This is a genomic window from Kribbella aluminosa (assembly GCF_017876295.1).
GTDB lineage: Bacteria > Actinomycetota > Actinomycetes > Propionibacteriales > Kribbellaceae > Kribbella > Kribbella aluminosa.
In genome coordinates this window covers 2,164,990-2,184,409 of the sequence record NZ_JAGINT010000001.1, presented here as the reverse complement: position 1 = coordinate 2,184,409, position 19,420 = coordinate 2,164,990, and the positions used below count along the sequence as shown (strand labels likewise).

Here is a 19,420-nt window from a genome sequence, read left to right as displayed (position 1 = left end):
AATCGCAGTGTGGACCGATCGCGAGCCCTATTTGCTTGTACTGGCAAAGGGCCGCCAGACTGTGCTGAACGCCTTGCGGGACCGTCCGACCGCCGGCGTCACCACTTCGCCGCGGTATCCCCGGAGCAGTCCGGGTTCAGTGCACTGCCCTTCCCCCTTTTAGGTGCGCCCGATCGGGGTACGGGAACTAGGTTTGGAGACACCCGATGGAGGTGAGCGTGACCGACATGCTGCCGGAGCAGCACCACGGACTGACGAAGAGTGACCCGCTGTGGTTCAAGCGGGCCGTCTTCTACGAGGTCCTCGTGCGGTCCTTCAAGGACTCGAACGCCGACGGCATCGGCGACCTGCAGGGCCTGACCGAGAAACTCGACTATCTCGAGTGGCTCGGCGTCGACTGTCTCTGGTTACCCCCGTTTCAGCCGTCGCCGCTGCGTGACGGTGGCTACGACATCTCCGACTACACCGGGGTGATGCCGGAGGTCGGCACGATCGCCGACTTCGCCGCACTGATGGCGGCGGCACACGCGCGCGGCATCCGGATCATCGTCGACTTCGTGATGAACCACACCTCCGACCAGCACCCCTGGTTCAAGGCGTCCCGGGAAGACCCCGACGGCCCGTACGGCGACTTCTACGTGTGGTCCGACACCGACGACCGGTACGCCGACGCCCGGATCATCTTCGTCGACACCGAGACGTCGAACTGGACCTGGGACCCGGTCCGCGGTCAGTACTTCTGGCACCGGTTCTACTCCAACCAGCCGGACCTGAACTTCGAGAACCCGGCCGTCGGCGACGCGATCCTCGAGGCGCTGACGTTCTGGCTCGACCTGGGCGTGGACGGCTTCCGGCTGGACGCGGTGCCGTACCTGTTCGAGACCGAGGGCTCCAACTGCGAGAACCTCCCGCGCACCCACGAGTTCCTCAAGCGGGTCCGCAAGGAGGTGGACGCGAACTACAGCGACCGCGTCCTGCTCTGCGAGGCGAACCAGTGGCCGGCCGACGTGGTCGAGTACTTCGGCGACCGGGACTCCGGCGGCGACGAGTGCCAGATGGCCTTCCACTTCCCGGTGATGCCGCGCATCTTCATGGGCGTACGGCGGGAGTCGCGGTTCCCGATCTCCGAGATCCTGGCGCAGACGCCGGAGATCCCGGACACCTGCCAGTGGGGCATCTTCCTGCGCAACCACGACGAGCTCACCCTCGAGATGGTCAGCGACGAAGAGCGCGACTACATGTGGGGCGAGTACGCGCAGGACCCGCGGATGAAGGCGAACATCGGCATCCGCCGCCGGCTCGCGCCGCTGCTGGACAACGACACCAACAAGATGGAGCTGTTCACCGCGCTGCTGCTCAGCCTGCCCGGCTCCCCGATCCTGTACTACGGCGACGAGATCGGCATGGGCGACAACATCTGGCTGGGCGACCGGGACGGGGTCCGGACCCCGATGCAGTGGTCCCCGGACCGCAACGCCTCGTTCTCCACCGCGACACCGGGCAAACTCACCCTGCCGGTGATCATGGACCCGGTGTACGGCTTCCAGGCGGTGAACGTCGAGGCCGAGATGGAGAACGCCTCGTCGCTGCTGCACTGGACCCGGCGGATGATCCAGACCCGCAAGCAGCACCCCTGCTTCGGGATGGGCACCTTCACCGACCTGGGCGGCTCGAACCCGAGCGTCCTGTCGTACATCCGCGAGTTCGGCGACGATGTGGTGCTGTGCGTCAACAACCTGTCCCGGTTCCCGCAGCCGATCGAGCTGGACCTGCGGCAGTGGGAGGGCGTCGAGCCGATCGAACTGCTCGGCGGCGTGCACTTCCCGACGATCGGTGAACTGCCCTACCTTCTGACCCTCGGCGCCCACGGTTTCTACTGGTTCCGGCTGGCGAAGCCGGCTGACCACGAGGAGAGCATGTAGTGACTTCCCATCTGGACCAGGTCCAGTCCTTCTGCGCGAGCCAGCGGTGGTTCGGGGAGAAGGGACACGACGTTCACGTCGAAGCGCTGGCCACGTCGGCCTGGCTGTCGGACGCGGGCGCCTGGCCGGCGGTCCGGATCGGGTTCGTCTACTGTTCGGGCCCACCCGGGGCGGAGTCCCCGATCCGGGTGTACCAGCTGCCGCTCAGCTACCGCCGCGAACCGGCCGAGAACCTCGGCCACGCGCTGGTCGGCGAGTGGGCCGAGCAGGATCTCGGCGACACCGAGGTCTGGGTGTACGACGCGCTGCACGACAAGGAAGCGACGCCGTACTGGCTGGACGGGATCAGGCACAACCGTCGGCTGGACGGGCTGGAGTTCCAGTCCGTCCAGGCGCCGGACCGCACCGTCGAGGTGCCGGAGGATGCGCAGTCGCTGGTCCTCACGGTCGAGCAGAGCAACACGTCGCTGGTGTTCGGCGACGTCGCGCTGCTGAAGGTGTTCCGCCGGCTCGAGCCCGGGAGCAACCCGGGGGTCGAGATCGAGTCGGCGCTCACCGAGGCCGGGTCCGAGCTGGTTCCGGAGGTGCTGGGGTCCGCGCGCGGCAGGTGGCCACGCGCCGGCGGCGGCACCGACGCGGGCGAGCTGGCGATGCTGACGGCGTTCCAGAGCAACGCCACCGACGGCTGGTCGTTCGCGACGTCGTCGGTGCGGGACCTGTACGCCGAGGCCGATCTGCACGCCGCGGAGGTCGGCGGCGATTTCGCGCCCGAGTCGCACCGGCTCGGCGCGAGCACCGCGCAGGTGCACTCCGAGCTGGCGAAGGCGCTCGGTACCGACATCTGGGAGCCGGCCAAGCTGGTCGAGCACGCCTCGGCGATGCAGCGCCGCCTGGATCATGCCGCATCGGTCATCCCCGAGCTGGAGCCGTACCGGGCCGGTCTCGGTCGATGGTTCGACGCGCTCGCGGCGTACGGCCAGGCGGTGACCGTGCAGCGGATCCACGGTGACTTCCACCTGGGGCAGGTGCTGCGGACGATCGACGGCTGGAAGCTGATCGACTTCGAGGGCGAGCCGGCCAAGTCGCTGATCGAGCGGCGCGCGCTGGACACGCCGGTGAAGGACGTCGCCGGGATGCTGCGCTCGTTCGACTACGCGGCCCGTTCGCTGCTGGCCGATCACCAGGGCGACCAGCAGATCGCGTACCGCGCCGCCGAGTGGGCGAGCCGGAACCAGCGCGCCTTCTGCGACGGGTACGCCGAGGTCGCCGGCACCGACGCCCGGGAGCAGGACGTACTGCTGAACGCGTTCCTGGCCGACAAGGTCATCTACGAGGTCCTCTACGAGGCCCGCAACCGGCCTACCTGGCTACAGATCCCCCTCTCAGCCGCAGCCCAACTAGCCGAGCAGTAGCAGCAGGAGGTTTTCGATGGGCGAGCGTGAAGCTTTCGAGCAGCCCCTGGTGGCTGTCGATCCCCCTGTGGTGACCGCGGTGCCGGTCGACCGGACGGCGCTCGAGCAACTGGTGGCCGGGACGTTCCACGACCCACATCAGGTGCTCGGCCCGCATCTCGGCGAGCACGGGGTCACGGTGCGGGTGCTGCGGCCGTTCGCGAAGAGCGTCACGGTGCTGTACGACGGGCAGCGGCTGGACCTGCGGCACGAGCACGACGGCGTCTGGGTCGGCGTACTGGACATCGACAAGGTGCCGGACTACCGCCTCGAGGTCACCTACACCGACGGGCCCGCGACCGAGATCGACGACCCGTACCGGTACCTGCCGTCGCTCGGCGAGGTGGACCTGCACCTGATCGGCGAGGGCCGGCACGAGCAGCTGTGGACGGTGCTCGGCGCGCACGTCCGCCGGTACGACGGCCCGGCCGGCCAGATCACCGGTACGTCCTTCGCGGTCTGGGCCCCGAACGCGCAGGGCATCCGGCTGACCGCCGACTTCAACTTCTGGGACGGCCGCGCGCACCCGATGCGGTCGCTCGGCGGCTCCGGCGTGTGGGAGCTGTTCGTTCCCGGCGTCGGAGCGGGCACCCGGTACAAGTTCGACATCTGCGGCCGGGACGGCGTCTGGCGGCAGAAGGCCGACCCGATGGCGAACCTGGCCGAGACTCCCCCGGCGAACGCGTCGGTCGTGCACGAGTCGTCGTACGAGTGGGACGACTCCGCCTGGATCCAGCGCCGCGCGGAGGCGCAGGCGTACGCCGAGCCGATGAGTGTGTACGAGGTGCACCTCGGCTCCTGGCGGAAGGGCAAGTCGTACCGCGACCTGGCCGACGAGCTCGTTGCCTATGTCAACGAGCTGGGCTTCACCCATGTCGAGCTCATGCCGGTGATGGAGCACCCGTTCGGCGGCTCCTGGGGCTACCAGGTGACGTCGTACTTCGCCCCGACCTCGCGGTTCGGCGACCCTGACGACTTCCGGTTCCTCGTCGACCGGCTGCACCAGGCCGGGATCGGCGTACTGGTCGACTGGGTGCCGGCGCACTTCCCGAAGGACGCCTGGGCGCTGGCCCGGTTCGACGGTACGCCGCTGTACGAGCACCCGGACCCGCGGCGCGGCGAGCAGCCCGACTGGGGCACCCTGGTGTTCGACTTCGGCCGGCCCCAGGTGCGGAACTTCCTGGTCGCGAACGCGCTCTACTGGGCCGAGGAGTTCCACGTCGACGGCCTGCGCGTCGACGCGGTCGCCTCGATGCTGTACCTGGACTACTCGCGCCAGGAGGGCCAGTGGGTCCCGAACCAGTACGGCGGCCGCGAGAACCTGGAGGCCGTCTCGTTCCTCCAGGAAATGAACGCCACGCTGTACAAGCGGGTGCCGGGCGTGATCACGGTCGCCGAGGAGTCGACGTCCTGGCCGGGCGTCACCCGCGCGACGCACCTCGGCGGCCTCGGGTTCGGCTTCAAGTGGAACATGGGCTGGATGAACGACTCGCTCCGCTACCTGGAGCACGCGCCGGTGCACCGGCAGTACCACCACCACGAGCTGACGTTCTCGATGATGTACGCGTACTCCGAGAACTTCGTGCTCCCGCTCTCGCACGACGAGGTCGTGCACGGCAAGGGCTCGCTGCTGCGCAAGATGCCGGGCGACCGCTGGCAGCAGCTGGCGAACCTGCGCGCGTTCCTGGCGATGATGTGGGCGCACCCGGGCAAGCAGCTGCTGTTCATGGGCTGCGAGTTCGGCCAGGAGTCGGAGTGGTCGGAGAAGGGCGAGCTGGACTGGTGGCTGCTGGAACACAGTGACCACAAGGGCCTGCAGGACCTGGTCCGCGACCTGAACCGCGCGTACAAGGACAACCCGGCGTTCTGGCGTACCGATCACGCGGCCGACAAGTTCAGCTGGATCGACGCCAACGACGCGGGCAACAACGTGTTCTCGTTCGTCCGGTACGGCGACGACGGAGAGCCGACGATCGCCTGCATCACGAACTTCTCCGCGATCCCGCATCACGGCTACCGCCTCGGTCTGCCGTACGCCGGTACCTGGGACGAGATCGTGAACACCGACGCGAACCCGTACGGCGGCTCCGGTATCGGCAACTACGGCGCAGTCGAGGCCGACGGGCCGGAGTGGCACGGGATGTCCACCAGCACTGAGCTGTCCGTACCACCCCTGGCCACGGTGTACCTGCGCTTCACCGGGTAGCGTTCACGGCGTGACCGCCGTACATCCGCTGTCAGATGCTGAGCTGACGCTGCGTCCTTCGCAGCCGAACGGGCAGTTGGTGACTTTCGACGTCGAGCGCAGCGACGTCGAGCCCAGCGAACCGGTTGGCACGGTCGAGGTACGCCAGACGGGGCCAGGGGTCGGCCTGGTCACCTGGGCGCTCGACGGCGGTATCGGGGTGGCCGAGCGGACTGTGCGGCTCGTCGCCGAGTACGCGTTCGGTGAGCTCGGCCTGGAGCGGCTGCAGGTGGAGGTCGACCCCGACCTGCACTCGTCCGCCCGGATCGCCATCCGGTCCGGGTTCCGGCGTGAGGGTGTCCTACGTGGGGCAGTGCTCGTGGAGGGTCAGCGCCGGGACGTCGCGATCTACGGGATGCGCGCCGACGATCCGCGGCCCGACACCGTGACGGGCTGGACGGCCTTGATGGACTCGACGCTGCCGAAGAAGCGCGTGATCGCGCACGTCGTCGTACGGGACACGGCCGGCCGGGTCCTGCTCTGCCAGGTCAGCTACAAGAAGGACCTGGAGTTGCCGGGCGGTGTGGTCGAGCCCGACGAGGACCCGGCGACAGGTGCGTCCCGGGAGCTGGAGGAGGAGCTCGGTACGGCGCTGCCGCTGCTCGGCGTACTGGCCATCGACTGGCTGCCGCGCTGGGAGGGCTGGGGCGATGCGGTCGAGATCCTGTACGACGGCGGCATCCACGACCCGTCGCTGATCGACCGGCTGCAGCCGGACGGATTCGAGATCAAGGCCATCTCGTGGCGCGCGCCGGACGAGTTGGCCGGCCTGGTGTCCCCACTGAACGCGCGCCGCCTGCCGATGCTCCTGGCCGCCCCCGACCAGCTCCACAACCTCAGCAACGGCTCACCCATCACCTCGTGAGCTGATCCACGCACCACCGGTAGTGCCCGTCGCCCGCGTTCTCGTCGTAGATCGTCGCGGGAGACGATCGCGTACGCCCGCCGGTACAGCCGCATCCGCTCCCGGTCGTGCCCGAGCTCGACGAACCGCTCCGTCAGCACGTCATCCAGCCGCCGCGCCCCCGGTGAGTACATGTCGAAGAACCCCAGGCGGCACCGACCGGAGCGCCTCCACCACAGACACGAACGCACCCAGCGCGACAGGCTCCGGCAACTCGTCCAGGAACGCCTTCAACGGCAACACCTCCTCCGGCGGCCGCTCGAACCACACCTTCCGCACCGTCCCGTCCCGTCCCCGAGGTCGTAGACGGCGCCTGCCATCCCCTGCCCGATCAGCTCCACCGGACCGACCTACCGATTCCTTTCCGCACCCCAGCCGGTCAATACAGGCAAAGCGAAAGGAACAGAACCATGGCAAGCAAGGAATCAGACGCTGTACGCCGGCACTGGGAGGCCGCCCGCACCCCATCGGGCGACCAGGTCGACCGGGAACTCGCCGACCACCGCTGGGCCGAACTGACCGCCGAGCCGGACCACGTCGACTACCTCGCGGTACCCGACCGCCCCGCCCTCTGGATCGTCCCGCACGACGCGACCACCGACCGGGTCCTGCTCTGCCTGCACGGCGGCGGCTACATCGGCGGATCCCGCTACTCGCACCGCAAACTCTTCGCCCACCTCGCGAAGGCCGTCGGCGCCCGCGCCCTCGTGTTCGACTACTCCCTCGCACCCGAGCGCATCCACCCGGTCCAGGTCGACGAGGCGGTCGACACGTACCGCTGGCTGCTGGACCAGGGCATCGCACCCGAACACATCGTCTTCGCCGGCGACTCGGCCGGCGGCGGAATGGCGATCACCACGCAGCTCAGGGCGCGCGCGGCCGGACTGCCGCTACCCGCCGGGGCCCTCCCGTTCTCGCCGTGGATCAACTTCGAGGCGAACGGCGCGACGTACGACAGCAACCGCGACCGGGACGCGTTCTTCCACCGGGACCTGGTCCGCGGGCTCGCCCGGATCTTCCTCGGCCCGGACGGCTCGCCGCGGGACCCGAACGTGAACCCGACGTACGGCGACCTCACCGGTCTCGGCCCGATCTACATCCAGGTCGGCGGGGACGAGGTACTGCTCGACGATGCGCGGCAGCTCGCGGAGGCGGCCGAGAAGGCGGGGGTCGACGTACGGCTCGACGTGTTCGCGGAGATGCAGCACACGTTCCAGATGGCGGCGGGTCGCGCGCCGGAGGCCGACGATGCGATCTCGCGGATGGGACAGTGGGGACGGAAGGTGCTGGGGCTGTGATTGGTTCAGGGAGTGTTCTGCAGGGAGTGGTGATGGAAGAGTTCGCCGACCTCGAGCCGTTCCGCAAGGAGCTGCTGGCGCATTGCTACCGGATGCTCGCGTCGGTGCACGAGGCCGAGGACGCCGTCCAGGAGACCTACCTGCGGGCCTGGCGGGCGTGGGCGGACTTCGAGGGCCGCTCGTCGGTGCGGGTCTGGCTGTACCGGATCGCGACCAACGTCTGCCTGACCGCGCTCGAGCAGCGCGGCCGCCGGGCGCTCCCGTCCGGAATCGTTGCCCCGAGCACCGAACTGGACACCGTCGGGGCGCAGGCGCCGGACGGGATCGGCTGGATCGAGCCGATCCCCGAGTCGAGGGTGGCCGACGATCCGGCCGCCATCGTCACGCTCCGGGAGAGCCTGCGGCTGGCGCTGATCGCCGCGCTGCAGTACCTTCCGCCGAAGCAACGTGCGGTCCTGATCCTCCGCGAGGTGCTCGCGTTCCCGGCCGCCGAGGTCGCGACGATGCTCGACACCTCGGTCGCGGCGGTGAAGAGCACGCTGCAGCGCGCCCGGGCCCGGATCGACGAGACGGCACCGACCCAGGGCGAGGTCTACGAACCCACCGATCCCGCGGCCCGGGCGTTGCTCGAGGACTACATCGCGGGCTTCGAGAACGCCGACACCGCCGCGCTCGAACGCGCGCTCCGCGCGGACGCCGCCCTCGAGATGGTCGGTACGACGACCTGGTTCAGCGGTCTCGTGACCTGCATGAAGGTCATGGTCTCCGCGGCCGGCGAGCCGGGCGACTGGCGGATGATCCCGGTCATCGCGAACGGCCAGCCCGCGGTCGGTTCGTACTACAAGGGCGAGCCGTACGGCATCGCAGTACTCACGCCGACACCCGGCGGCCTCACCCACATCCACGTCTTCAGCACACCGTCGCTGGTGACGTACTTCGGACTGCCGCCTACAGCTCCTGGACCGTGAGGCGGGCGCGGCGGCTGGTGCCGATCAGGGCCAGCGCCACGACGACGAGGCCGACCGCGATCATCGGCCACCAGACGACGTGCGCCGCCCGGACGAACCCTCGCGGGTCGGTGGTCGCGGTCGCGCCGACGATCGAGCCGGCCGCCGCGACGCCGAGCGACGTACCGGTCTGGCGGCCGACCGAGGCGAGCGAGCCCGCCAGACCGGCCATCGACACCGGCATGCCGGACACCGCCGAGTTCGCGATCGGCGGGTTGACGACGCCGAGGAACACGCCGAACAGCAGGAAGATCGCCAGTACGACCGGAAGCGGGGTGGTCAACCCGATCGTGAGCGAAGCCGCGGCTCCCAGCGTGAGCGCCGTACCAGCGACCACGAGCGGCAGTCGCGGGCCGCGGGCACCGACCACCCGGCCGGTGAGCGGCGACAGCACGCAGATCAGCAGGCCGACCGGCAGCAGGCTCAGGCCGGCGTTCAGGGCGGACAGGTGCCGGACGCTCTGCAGGTAGAGGGTGGTGACGAAGAGGAACACGCCGAACCCGCTGTACGCGAAGAGCGCGATGACGACGGCCGAGCTGAACGGGACGCTGCGGAACAGCCGGAGTTCGAGCATCGGCTCCACGCGGCGACGTTCGTACGGGATCAGGACGACGGCCGCGATCGCCGCGACGAGCAGCAGCGCGAGGACCGGCGGCGCGGTCCAGCCGCGCTTCTCGGACTCGATGATCGCGGTCACCACGCCGCCGAGCAGCAGCACGACGAGGACCTGGCCGACCGGGTCGAAGCGCCGGCCGTGCGCGGCGCGGGACTCGGGGACGTACCGGCCGGCGAGGAGTACGGCGACGACGACGATCGGCAGGTTCACCCAGAAGATCGAGCGCCAGCCGAGGCCGTCGACGAGGGCGCCGCCGAGGATCGGGCCGAGAACCAGCGAGAGGCCGGCGGTGGCGCCGAAGATGCCGATCGCCCGGGCCCGTTCGGCGCGGTCCGGGAACACCGTGACCACGATCGCCATCGCGACCGGGTTCAGCATCGTCCCGCCGACGGCCTGGACGGCGCGGGCCGCGATCAGCGCGTCGATGCCGGGCGCGAGACTGCAGAGCAGCGAGCCGAGCCCGAAGACGGTCAGGCCGAGCCGGAACATCCGCTTCCGGCCGTACCGGTCCGCGGTGGAACCCGCCAGCATCAGGAAGCTCGCCAGTACCAGGGTGTAGGCGTCGACGGTCCACTGCAGCTGGGCCGTCGAGGCTTTCAGGTCGTCCCGGATCGCGGGCAACGCCATGTTGACGATCGAGATGTCCATCACCGAGATCAGCAGGCTGGCGCAGCAGATCGCGAGCACGACGTACCGGCGGGTGGTCACCGTGGCCTGGAGTGTGGTCATGGAACCACGCTAGGATTTAGAGCGTGCTCGAAGTCAACCACCGCGGGATCAGCATCGCCGAAGCCGCCGAACGCACCGGCGTCAGTGTCCACACGCTGCGGTACTACGAGCGCGCCGGACTGGTCGTCACCACGGTCGACCGGACGGCCGGCGGACGCCGACGGTACCGGCAGGCCGACCTGGACTGGATCAAGATCTGCACCAGGTTCCGCGCCACCGGGATGCCGATCCGCACCATCCGCAAGTACGCCGAACTCGTGATCGCCGGCCGCGGCAACGAGAAGGACCGGCTGGAGTTGCTGGAGACCCACCGCTCCGAGATCCTCACCCAACTGGCGGAGCTCCAGGACAGCCTCGAGCTCATCGACCACAAGATCGACGTCTACAAGGGCCGCCTGGAAGCCGGCGACGCCGACCAGCTGTGGGCTCCGCGGCCTTAGAGATCGTTCAGCCTGCTGGTCAGGAAGCGGCGTTCGGTTTCGTTGGCGGTCAGTTGGATGGCCTGGTGATACGCCGCGGCAGCCTCGTCCCGGCGACCGAGCCGGGTCAGGACGTCCGCACGGGTCGCCGGCAGATAGGCGTACGCCGCCAAAGCCGGCTCGTCGGCCAGGGCATCCAGCTCGGTCAGCACCGCGGTGAGATCCGCTCCCGGGACCAGGCTGTGCGCCGCCGCCCGGTTGAGCTCCACGATCGGCGTCGGCCAGCTGACCAGCATCGCGTCGTACATCCGCACCACCTGTCGCCAGTCCGTCCGCTCCCAGCTCGGCGCCGTCATGTGCAGCCCGGCAACCGCCGCCTGCAACGCGAACCTTCCTTGCCCACGCCGCAACGCGGCAGTCGCCCGCGACACCCCCTCGGCCTGCAACTGCGGATCCCACCGCGAACGGTCCTGATCCGCCAGCAACACCAGCTCGCCGTCCGCGCTCACCCGCGCATTCCCGCGCGCCTCGGTCATCAGCAGCAACCCGAGCAACGCCTGCGGCTCCGGTTCGTCCGGCATCAACCGCACCAGCAACCGCGCCAACTCGACCGCCCGCCCGGTCAGATCGGTCCGCGTCAGCTCCGGACCCGCCGCCACATGGCCGGCCGTGTACACCAGATGTACGACGGTCAGCACGACGTCCAGCCGCGCCGGCAACTCACGATCCGCCGGGATCCGGTACGGGATGGCCGCCGCGGCGATCTTCTTCTTCGCCCGCGTGATCCGCGCGGCCGCCGTCGCCTCGCCGATCAGCAGGACCGCCGCGACCTCCCGCGTCGTCAACCCGCAGATCAGCCGCAGCGTCAACGCCACCTGCGAATCCCGCGCCAGCGCCGGGTGGCAGCACGTGAACACCAGCCGCAGCGGATCCGCCGGCAGCTCGGCCTCGCCCGGCTCCTCGACCAGCAGCGGGAGCTTCCGGCGCAGGTTCGTCTCGCGCCGCAGCCGATCCAGCGCCAGCCGCCGCGCGACCGTACTCAGCCAGCCGCCCGGGTTCCCCGGGATCCCGTCCGGCCAGGTCCGTAGCGCCTGCACGAACGCGTCCTGCGTACAGTCCTCGGCCAGGTCGAGGTCACGGGTCACCCGCACCACCGACGCGAGCACGGTCGACCAGCACTCCCGGTGCGCCCGGTCGAGCGCCCGCGTCACCTCGACCGCCTCGCTCACCGGGCGCTCCCGTTCCCGCCGGGCACGCCGACGCCGTGCGGGGCCGGCGCGCCCGGTGCCGACGTACCCGGTGCCGACGTACCCGGTGCTGACGGCATGGTCAGGCCGGTGGGGCGGCCTCGTCGGAGGTGGCCATCACCGGACGCACCTCGACGTTGCCGGACGGACAGAGCTTCGCCAGCTCGAGCGCCTGGTCGAGATCGCGGGCCTCGATCAGGTAGAAGCCGCCGAGCGCCTCCTTGGTCTCGATGAACGGCCCGTCGGTGACCATCGGCTCAGCGCCCTCGCGCTGTTTGACCGTACTCGCCGTGCTGGACCGCTCCAGCGCCTCGCCACCGAGGACCCGTGCCCCGGCCTTCTCGACCGCCGCCGCGAACTCGCCGTGCAGCTTCATCGCCTGGTCCCACTCCGCGCGGGTCTGGTTGTCGTACCAGTCCTCGCTGTCGTACAGCAGGAACATGTACTGCGCCATCTCGGGCTCCCTCGTCTAAAAGCTTCTCCTTGGACATCTTGCTGACGATCGCCGCGACACGGAATCGACAACGCCGCGCGAGAATGTTTATTACCGTGAAGTACATGGAGCACTACGACGTTCTGATCGTCGGCGCGGGGCTGTCCGGGATCGGAGCGGCGTACCGGCTGCAGACCCGCTGCCCCGACCGAACGTACGCCGTCCTCGAGGCGCGCGCTGCGCTCGGCGGCACCTGGGACCTGTTCCGGTACCCGGGAGTGCGGTCGGACTCGGACATGTTCACGCTCGGGTTCCCGTTCCGCCCGTGGACAGCGGCGAAGGCGATCGCCGACGGCCCGTCGATCCTGTCGTACCTGCGGGAGACCGCAGCGGCGTACGGGATCGACAAGCACATCCGGTACGGCGCCCGCGTCGTCCGTGCATCGTGGTCGTCGGCGGACGCGAGGTGGACCGTGCACACCGCTGACACGACGTACACCTGCTCGTTCCTCTACGTGTGCAGCGGGTACTACGACTACGACGCGGGGCATGTGGTCGACTTCGAGGGGCGGGACGAGTTCCGCGGGCGGATCGTGCACCCGCAGCACTGGCCCACGGACCTGGACTACACCGGACAGCGGGTGGTCGTGATCGGCAGCGGCGCCACCGCGGTCACGCTGGTGCCGGCGATGGCCGGTACGGCGAAGCACGTGACGATGCTGCAGCGCTCGCCGAGCTACGTGGCGTCCCGCCCCGCTGTCGACGGGCTGTCCGACCGCATTCGCGCGGTCCTGCCGGAGAACCTCGCCCACCGGGTGATCCGCGGCAAGAACGTTGCGCTGAGCACCTTGTTCTACAGCGCTTTCCGGCGATGGCCGGCGCATGCGGCGTGGCTGCTGAACAGCGGCGTGGCCCGGCAGTTGCCGCCGTCGATCCCGGTCGATCCGCACTTCACGCCGCTGTACAAACCGTGGGACCAGCGGCTCTGCCTGGTCCCGGACGCGGATCTCTTCAAGGCGCTGCGGGACGGGTCGGCCTCGGTGGTGACCGACGAGATCGAGCGGTTCACCCCGACCGGTCTACGGTTGCGATCCGGTGCCGAGCTGGAGGCCGATCTGGTGGTCACCGCGACCGGCCTCCGCATGGTTGCACTCGGCAACATCAAGCTCACCGTCGACGGCTCGTCGGTCGCGCCGCACGACACGTTCGTCTACAAAGGCATGATGCTCAGCGGCGTACCGAACCTCGCCTGGTGCATCGGGTACACCAACAACTCGTGGACACTGCGCTCGGACCTCACCTCGCAGTACGTCTGCCGCCTCCTCAACCACCTGTCCGCCACCGGCACCCACACCTGCCGCCCCGAGGTCGACCCAGCCGAGTACGACGCCCCACCCCGCCCGGTGGTCGACCTCTCCTCCGGCTACATCCGCCGCGCCGCCTCCATCCTCCCCCGCCAAGGCACCCAAGGCCCCTGGCGCCTCCGCCAGAACTACCCCCGCGACCTCCTCTCCCTCCACCTCAAACCAGTCACCGACGGCATCATGCACTTCACCTAACCAGCCGCCCCCTGAACTGGAGCTCTGCCCGCTCCGCTGAAGGCTTGCCGCTCCGCTGAAGGCTTGCCGCTCCGCTGAAGGCTTGCCGCTCCGCTGGAGGCTTGCCACTCCGTTGAAGGTTTGCCGCTCCGCTGGAGGTTTGCCGCTCCGCTGGAGGTTTGCCCGCTCCGTTGAAGGCTTGCCCGCTCCGTTGGAGGTCTGCGCGCTCCGTCGGACGTTTGCCCGCTCGGTTGGAGGGCTGCCCACTCAGATGGAGGATGCCCCCGTGCAGGCGGAGGATGCCCCTGCAGACGGAGGGTTGCCCGCGCAGACGGAGGTTTGCCCCACCCGGATCGGCGACTGCCCGCGCAGACGGAGGGTGGCCCACTCAGACAGACGGAGGGCGTCGCCGCACAGGCGGAGGGGTCGCCTACTCGAGCAGTAGGGTTGCCCACTCAGGTGGAGGGTCGCCCACTCGGATTCTGGGTAGGCAACCCACCAATTGAGTGGGCAACCCCTCCAGCATCGCCACGAACACCCCCAGCCGCCCCTCCCCCAACCCACCCACCGAAGCGCCAAGGCCCCCACTCGGGTGGAGGGTTACCCACTCGAGCAGAGGGTTGCCCACCCGGATGGACGCCTGCCCGCGCACGTGGAGGGTTGTCCGGGCAGGTGGAGGGTCACCCGCGCACGTAGAGGGTCACCCGCGCACGTGGAGGGTTGCCTGGGCAGGTGGAGGGTTGTCTGGTCGGATTGTCGGTGGGCGACGCGCCAGTTGAGGGGCAAGGGGCGGTTGGTCAGGGGATTGGGGTTGGTGGGTGGGGGCCGACGTAGGAGGCGGCGGGGCGGATGATTTTGGGGTCGGTGGACTGTTCGAGGATGTTGGCGGCCCAGCCGATGATGCGGCTGACGGCGAACGTCGGGGTGAACATCGCGCGGGGGATGCCGCACAGTTCCATCACGACGCCGGCGTAGAACTCGACGTTCGCGTACAGGTTGCGGCCCGGCTTGAGTTCGGCGAGGACGTCGACGATGCGCTGCTCGACGGTGGTCGCGAAGTCGACCAGGTCGCCGCCGATCCCGCGGGCGATGTCGCGCAGCATCAGCGAGCGCGGGTCCTCGGTGCGGTACACCGCGTGCCCGAAGCCCATGATCCGGTCGCCGGCCGACACCTTCGCCCGGACCCATGCGTCGATGCGGTCCGGTGTACCGATCTCGTCGAGGCTGGCGAGCGCGCGGTCCGGGGCGCCGCCGTGCAGCGGACCGGAGAACGCACCGATCGCTCCGGCTACTGCCGACACCACGTCTGCGCCGGTGGACGCGATGACGCGGGCGGTGAAGGTGGACGCGTTGAAGCCGTGGTCGACGGTCGAGACCAGGTAGTGCTCGATCGCGGTCGTGTGGACGGCGGTCGGCTCCTCGCCGGTGACCAGGTACAGCCAGTTCTCCGCGGCGGTGAGGTCGGCGCGCGGCTCCAGCGGTTGCTGCCCTTCGCGGAGGCGATAGAGCGCGGCGAGGATCGTCGGCGTCACCGCGCAGACGAGCATCGCGTCGGCCTTCCGGCGGGCCGGGTCCACGTCCCAGAGCGGCGGCAGGGCGCGAACCGCCGCGAGCAGGGAGAGCGCCGTACGGAGGCCGGCGAGCGGATTGAACGTCGGTCCGGCGGCGGCGATCGCTGGGAGTACGGCGCGGACCTCGTCGGGGAGGACGCGCAGCGGGGCAAGCTCCGCGACGAACCGGGCGCGCTCGGCGTCGGTCGGGAGGCGGCCCTCGAACATCAGGTACCAGACGTCTTCGAGCGTCTTGGACTTGGCGAGGTCGATCGCCGAGTACTGCCGGTAGTGGTAGAACCCCTCGTCACCCCGGACGTCGCCGAGGGTGGTCTCGGTGACGACGACGTTGCGCAGACCGGGCGGAACAGTGATCGTTGTTGACATATCTTCAGCGTTGACAGCCAATCAACTATTGTCAATATTGATCCAGTCAATATGAATGCTGCGAGGAGCGCGAATGCCGGCCGAAGGTGACGAGAATTACCTGACCACCGCCGAGGTCGCACGCCGCCTCCAGGTCAAACCCGCCACCGTCTACGCGTACGTCAGCCGAGGCCTGCTCACCAGCACCCGAGCCCGCGGCCGCCGCGGCAGCCTCTTCTCGGCCGACGAGGTGGAGCGCCTGGCCGCACGCTCGATAGAACACTCCGGCGTAGTAGAACGCATCGAATCCCAACTGACCCTCCTCGAGAACGACGAGCTCTACTACCGAGGCCACTCTGCCCGCACCCTCGCCACCACCGCGACAGTCGCCGAGGTGGCCACCCTCCTTTGGACCAATCAACCGGATGTTGGCGGGGTGTCCGAGGGGACCAATCAACCGGATGTTGGTGGGGTGTTCGAGGTTGAGCGGCACGGGGTGGAGTTGGCTCGGGCGGGGATGGAGGTGGTGCCGGAAGGGGCTCGGTTGACGGATCGAGTGCGGGTGGCGGTGGCCGTGTTGGGGGCCGCTGATCCGTTGCGGTTCGACCTGTCACCGGGCTCGGTGACGGCTGCGGCGGGGCGGTTGATCGGGACGGTGGTGACGGCGCTCCCGGGCAAGACGGCGTACGGCGCAACGACACTGGGCGCCCGGCTCTGGCCGAAGCTCTCCGACGACGAGCCGCGCCCGGAGCTGCTCGACGCCGCACTGATCCTGCTCGCCGACCACGGTCTCGCGGTCTCCACCGTCGCGGCCCGCGTCGCCGCCAGCGCACGCGCGAACCTGTACGCCGTGATCTCCGCCGGCCTCGGCGCGCTCGACGGGCAGTACCACGGCGCCGCCCCGACCCTCGCTTACGAGTTCCTGGACCGCGCGAAACACGACCCGCTGAAGGCGTTGTCGGACCAGTTGCGCTCCGGCAAACCGATCCCCGGCTTCGGGCACCGGATCTACCAGCACCACGACCCGCGCGCCGAAGTGCTGCTTGATCTCCTCGGCGACCACCCGATCGTCGGCAGCGTCCGGGCGATCGCCGAGCACACCCCCACGTTCCCGAACAGCGACCTCGCGATCGCCGCGATCATGCATGCGTACCACTTCCGCCCCGACGCCGGCGACGCCCTGTTCGCGATCGCCCGGATGATCGGCTGGACCGCCCACGCCCTCGAGGAGTACGCCGCCCCCGCGCTCCGCTTCCGCGCCATGGGTATCTACACGGGCCAACCCACCTGACGTGGTGGGCTGCCTCGTGGACAGCCCACCAACCGAGAACTACTTGGCGCCAAGCTTTATCAGCGTCGCGGCGCCCGGTGCGAGCGAGACCTGCACCGGCCCGACGCGCTGCGAGACGTACTTCTGCCGCGCCGCCTGGAACACCCCGACCGAGCCGACCGCCTGCTGGTTCACCACGACGACCGCCTTGGCACGGCTGCTGTGCGAGCGGTTGCTGACCAGCAGCCAGCGGTCCGTCGACGCCGTGTCCCGCGACCGGAACGTACCGACCACGACAGCACTGCCGGTGACGCCCGACACCAGGTTCGTCGGCGTGAACCCGACCGCGCCGTTCGGTAGCGGCGTTTCGTTGGCGTGCTCAACGGTCTCGGACACCAGCGGCTTCAGCTCCCGCCCGACCGGGTGCAGCCAGCCGGTGTTGATCTGCTGCGCCGCGTAGTACCGCGAGGTCCGCTGGCCGTCGACCGTGATCAGCGCCGGGCCGAACCCCTCTCCGCGGGCTGCCTCCGGCGTCCAGTAGGTGAAGTACTGGATGCCCTTCGCGCCGTACGCGAGGCTGATGTTGATCTGCCAGAGCAGCTCCGCCGCGGTCGGTTCGCGATGGTTGTTGTAGGCAAGCGTCTGGATGAACACCCAGGCCGGGATGTCGCCGTGCAGCGCCGCGTCCCGGACGATCGCCCAGTTGTGGAAGTAGTTCGCGTCCTCGCGGCCCTCGGACAGCAACGGGTACCGGTCGAACGAGACCAGCGACGGCTGCACCACGTCGACGAAGTTCCGGTAGTACGCCGGGTCGTCGGACGGGAGCAGGTTGACGTACGGCAGCAGCTGCGGCGCGAGCTCCCGCGAGATCGCCAACGCCTTCGCGAGCGTCCCGAACCACCCGGCGCCGGGCTCGTCGTAGAAGTTGAACCCGGCCAGGGAGGAGTACGGGCCGTACGCGTCGCGGGCCCGGATGTAGAGCGCCTGCGCCTCGGCCGGCGTCACGCTGAGGAAGTCCGTGGTGGTGTCGGAGATCGAGAACCAGCGGGACATGTTCCGGATCTGGATGTCGTCCGAGATCAGCAGCTTCAGCCCGGCGTCGCGCGCCAGGCCGAGCTGGTACTGGAAGATGTTGCCGTCGCCCGCGTAGTTGCCGGAGATGACGAAGTCGAACCCGGCGTTCCTGATCTCCGCGAACCGCGCCGCCGTACTCGCGTACGGGTGCGGCGGCCAGAACAACCCGATCGGAAACTCCGGCCCACCGGTCAACGGCAGGGTGTCCGGCGATGGCACGGCAACATCAGCAGGCAGCACGCCCGCAGCCGCGCCGGTGGCAGCTGCGGTTGCGGCAGCCGCAGTACCGGCGGATGCGGTGACGGTTGCTGCGGTGAGGGCGGTCGCGCCGGCGCCGAGCAGCAGGCTGCGACGGCTGGGACCGAGGATCTGGTGCGGGCTCTCCATAACTCTCCTCCGGAAGGCGGTCGAACGAAAGGACGGTCGAGCAGGTGTGTCAGGGGCGGTGCCGGTGCGCGGCGACCGCGTCGGCAGTCGCGTCGAAGGCTTGTTCGGCAAGCGTGTAGTCACGTTGGGCGACGCCCAGGTACAGCGCATCCAGGACGAGCAGCTGAGCGTGCCGCCCGGCCAGTCCCCCGGTTCGGAGCGTCACGTCACGGGCGGCGGTGATCAGGACGATGTCCGCCGCCTCCGCCAGCGGCGACCGCGGATAGTTGGTGATGGCAACAGTCGTCGCGCCCTGCCGGCCGGACCTGGTGAGCGGCTCCAGGACCTCCAGCGTCTCCCCGCTGTGCGAGATCCCGACCGCGACGTCACCCGCGCCGAGCAACGCCGAGCTGGCCAGCGCCGTGTGGACATCGCTCCACGTACTGGCGCCCCGCCCGATCCGATGCAGCCGCAACCGCAGATCCTCCGCGACCGCCGCCGACCCCGCCACCGCGTACAGATCGATCCGCCGCGCATCGGAGATCGCCGCCGCAGCCCGCCCGAGTGCACCGACGTCAAGCGCGGCAACCGTGTCCTCGAGCGCCCGCGTATCCGTCCGCAGCAGCGTCCGCAGTACGTCGTCCAGCGAGTCGTCCGGTCCGACCTCGGACCCGGTCCCCCGCTCCCAGCTGTGACTGGTCCGACCACTCTCGGCCGCCAGCGTCAGCCGCAGCTCGGCGTACCCGGACAGGCCGAGCGCCAGGCAGAACCGCGTGACGCTCGGCAGCGACGTACCGCAACGCGCCGCCAACTGCCCGATCGTCGACGACGCCACCGCCGCCGGATCCCGCAGTACTTCGGCCGCGATCCGCGCCTGCGCCGGGCTGAGCACCGGCAGCAGCCCGTGGATCCGTGCCTCCAGACTCGGCGGCGGTGACTCGACAGCGCTCATGTAAAGAATTCTCAGAGCAGATCAGCACGATCT

16 protein-coding genes are annotated in these 19,420 nt (G+C 69.5%); 9 read left to right on the top strand and 7 right to left on the bottom strand.

The window, feature by feature from the left end:
- Positions 1–206 precede the first annotated feature (206 nt).
- From treS to JOF29_RS10615, 4 genes are read left to right on the top strand one after another with little or no spacing between them, the layout of a single operon-like run.
- Positions 207–1,922, top strand: a complete 1,716-nt coding sequence (gene treS / locus JOF29_RS10630) for a maltose alpha-D-glucosyltransferase (protein WP_209694037.1) — start codon at positions 207–209, stop codon at positions 1,920–1,922.
- Positions 1,922–3,334 (top strand): maltokinase N-terminal cap-like domain-containing protein, encoded by a 1,413-nt coding sequence (locus JOF29_RS10625; RefSeq protein ID WP_209694036.1) that lies wholly within the window; start codon positions 1,922–1,924, stop codon positions 3,332–3,334. Before treS ends, JOF29_RS10625 begins: the two co-directional genes overlap by 1 nt.
- A gap of 16 nt (positions 3,335–3,350) precedes the next feature.
- Positions 3,351–5,579, top strand: a complete 2,229-nt coding sequence (gene glgB / locus JOF29_RS10620) for a 1,4-alpha-glucan branching protein GlgB (RefSeq protein ID WP_245357536.1) — start codon at positions 3,351–3,353, stop codon at positions 5,577–5,579.
- 10 nt (positions 5,580–5,589) lie between these two features.
- Complete coding sequence (locus tag JOF29_RS10615; RefSeq protein WP_307863247.1) at positions 5,590–6,483, top strand: NUDIX hydrolase; 894 nt, start codon at positions 5,590–5,592, stop codon at positions 6,481–6,483.
- A gap of 141 nt (positions 6,484–6,624) precedes the next feature.
- On the opposite strand, the gene JOF29_RS10610 is transcribed toward JOF29_RS10615, so the two are convergent.
- Positions 6,625–6,792, bottom strand: coding sequence for a hypothetical protein (locus tag JOF29_RS10610; RefSeq protein WP_209694035.1), 168 nt, complete (start codon positions 6,790–6,792; stop codon positions 6,625–6,627).
- A gap of 140 nt (positions 6,793–6,932) precedes the next feature.
- Here JOF29_RS10610 and JOF29_RS10605 point away from each other — a divergent pair, with 140 nt between their 5' ends.
- Together JOF29_RS10605 and JOF29_RS10600 are read left to right on the top strand one after the other, a co-directional pair.
- Positions 6,933–7,820, top strand: a complete 888-nt coding sequence (locus tag JOF29_RS10605) for an alpha/beta hydrolase (protein ID WP_209694034.1) — start codon at positions 6,933–6,935, stop codon at positions 7,818–7,820.
- Positions 7,821–7,852: 32 nt separating this feature from the next.
- Positions 7,853–8,788 (top strand): RNA polymerase subunit sigma-70, encoded by a 936-nt coding sequence (locus JOF29_RS10600; protein WP_209694033.1) that lies wholly within the window; start codon positions 7,853–7,855, stop codon positions 8,786–8,788.
- Here JOF29_RS10600 and JOF29_RS10595 read toward each other — a convergent pair.
- Entirely contained in the window at positions 8,769–10,172 is a 1,404-nt protein-coding gene (locus tag JOF29_RS10595) for an MFS transporter (protein ID WP_209694032.1), read from the bottom strand. The two genes, JOF29_RS10600 and JOF29_RS10595, sit on opposite strands and share 20 nt — an antisense overlap.
- A gap of 23 nt (positions 10,173–10,195) precedes the next feature.
- On the opposite strand from JOF29_RS10595, the gene JOF29_RS10590 reads away from it, so the two are divergent.
- Positions 10,196–10,612, top strand: coding sequence for a MerR family transcriptional regulator (locus tag JOF29_RS10590; protein WP_209694031.1), 417 nt, complete (start codon positions 10,196–10,198; stop codon positions 10,610–10,612).
- Here the strand turns inward: JOF29_RS10590 and JOF29_RS10585 are convergent.
- Together JOF29_RS10585 and JOF29_RS10580 are read right to left on the bottom strand one after the other, a co-directional pair.
- Entirely contained in the window at positions 10,609–11,820 is a 1,212-nt protein-coding gene (locus tag JOF29_RS10585; protein ID WP_209694030.1) for an RNA polymerase sigma factor, read from the bottom strand. The genes JOF29_RS10590 and JOF29_RS10585 overlap by 4 nt on opposite strands.
- A 100-nt stretch (positions 11,821–11,920) precedes the next feature.
- The gene (locus JOF29_RS10580) at positions 11,921–12,292 is read right to left on the bottom strand and encodes a YciI family protein (RefSeq protein WP_209694029.1); all 372 of its coding nucleotides are present in this window, start codon (positions 12,290–12,292) and stop codon (positions 11,921–11,923) included.
- 104 nt (positions 12,293–12,396) lie between these two features.
- Here JOF29_RS10580 and JOF29_RS10575 point away from each other — a divergent pair, with 104 nt between their 5' ends.
- Complete coding sequence (locus tag JOF29_RS10575) at positions 12,397–13,830, top strand: flavin-containing monooxygenase (protein ID WP_209694028.1); 1,434 nt, start codon at positions 12,397–12,399, stop codon at positions 13,828–13,830.
- Between the two features lie 776 nt (positions 13,831–14,606).
- Here JOF29_RS10575 and JOF29_RS10570 read toward each other — a convergent pair.
- Positions 14,607–15,746, bottom strand: coding sequence for a citrate/2-methylcitrate synthase (locus JOF29_RS10570; protein WP_209694027.1), 1,140 nt, complete (start codon positions 15,744–15,746; stop codon positions 14,607–14,609).
- A gap of 73 nt (positions 15,747–15,819) precedes the next feature.
- Here JOF29_RS10570 and JOF29_RS10565 point away from each other — a divergent pair, with 73 nt between their 5' ends.
- A complete protein-coding gene (locus tag JOF29_RS10565) occupies positions 15,820–17,016 on the top strand; it encodes a citrate synthase (protein ID WP_209694026.1) in 1,197 nt (398 codons plus the stop codon).
- A 39-nt stretch (positions 17,017–17,055) separates the two neighbouring features.
- Here JOF29_RS10565 and JOF29_RS10560 read toward each other — a convergent pair whose 3' ends face one another.
- Both JOF29_RS10560 and JOF29_RS10555 read right to left on the bottom strand, forming a co-directional pair.
- Complete coding sequence (locus JOF29_RS10560; RefSeq protein ID WP_245357535.1) at positions 17,056–18,456, bottom strand: hypothetical protein; 1,401 nt, start codon at positions 18,454–18,456, stop codon at positions 17,056–17,058.
- A 49-nt stretch (positions 18,457–18,505) separates the two neighbouring features.
- A complete protein-coding gene (locus tag JOF29_RS10555; protein WP_209694025.1) occupies positions 18,506–19,387 on the bottom strand; it encodes a MurR/RpiR family transcriptional regulator in 882 nt (293 codons plus the stop codon).
- Between the last annotated feature and the right edge of the window lie 33 nt (positions 19,388–19,420).

Excerpts from the sequence above, each read along its gene's own strand:
- treS (WP_209694037.1), top strand. The coding sequence starts at position 207 with ATGGAGGTGAGCGTGACCGACATGCTGCCGGAGCAGCACCACGGACTG.
- glgB (WP_245357536.1), top strand. The coding sequence starts at position 3,351 with ATGGGCGAGCGTGAAGCTTTCGAGCAGCCCCTGGTGGCTGTCGATCCC.
- JOF29_RS10605 (WP_209694034.1), top strand. The coding sequence starts at position 6,933 with ATGGCAAGCAAGGAATCAGACGCTGTACGCCGGCACTGGGAGGCCGCC.
- JOF29_RS10600 (WP_209694033.1), top strand. The coding sequence starts at position 7,853 with ATGGAAGAGTTCGCCGACCTCGAGCCGTTCCGCAAGGAGCTGCTGGCG.
- JOF29_RS10595 (WP_209694032.1), bottom strand. The coding sequence starts at position 10,172 with ATGACCACACTCCAGGCCACGGTGACCACCCGCCGGTACGTCGTGCTC.
- JOF29_RS10580 (WP_209694029.1), bottom strand. The coding sequence starts at position 12,292 with ATGGCGCAGTACATGTTCCTGCTGTACGACAGCGAGGACTGGTACGAC.
- JOF29_RS10575 (WP_209694028.1), top strand. The coding sequence starts at position 12,397 with ATGGAGCACTACGACGTTCTGATCGTCGGCGCGGGGCTGTCCGGGATC.
- JOF29_RS10570 (WP_209694027.1), bottom strand. The coding sequence starts at position 15,746 with ATGTCAACAACGATCACTGTTCCGCCCGGTCTGCGCAACGTCGTCGTC.
- JOF29_RS10565 (WP_209694026.1), top strand. The coding sequence starts at position 15,820 with ATGCCGGCCGAAGGTGACGAGAATTACCTGACCACCGCCGAGGTCGCA.
- JOF29_RS10560 (WP_245357535.1), bottom strand. The coding sequence starts at position 18,456 with ATGGAGAGCCCGCACCAGATCCTCGGTCCCAGCCGTCGCAGCCTGCTG.
- JOF29_RS10555 (WP_209694025.1), bottom strand. The coding sequence starts at position 19,387 with ATGAGCGCTGTCGAGTCACCGCCGCCGAGTCTGGAGGCACGGATCCAC.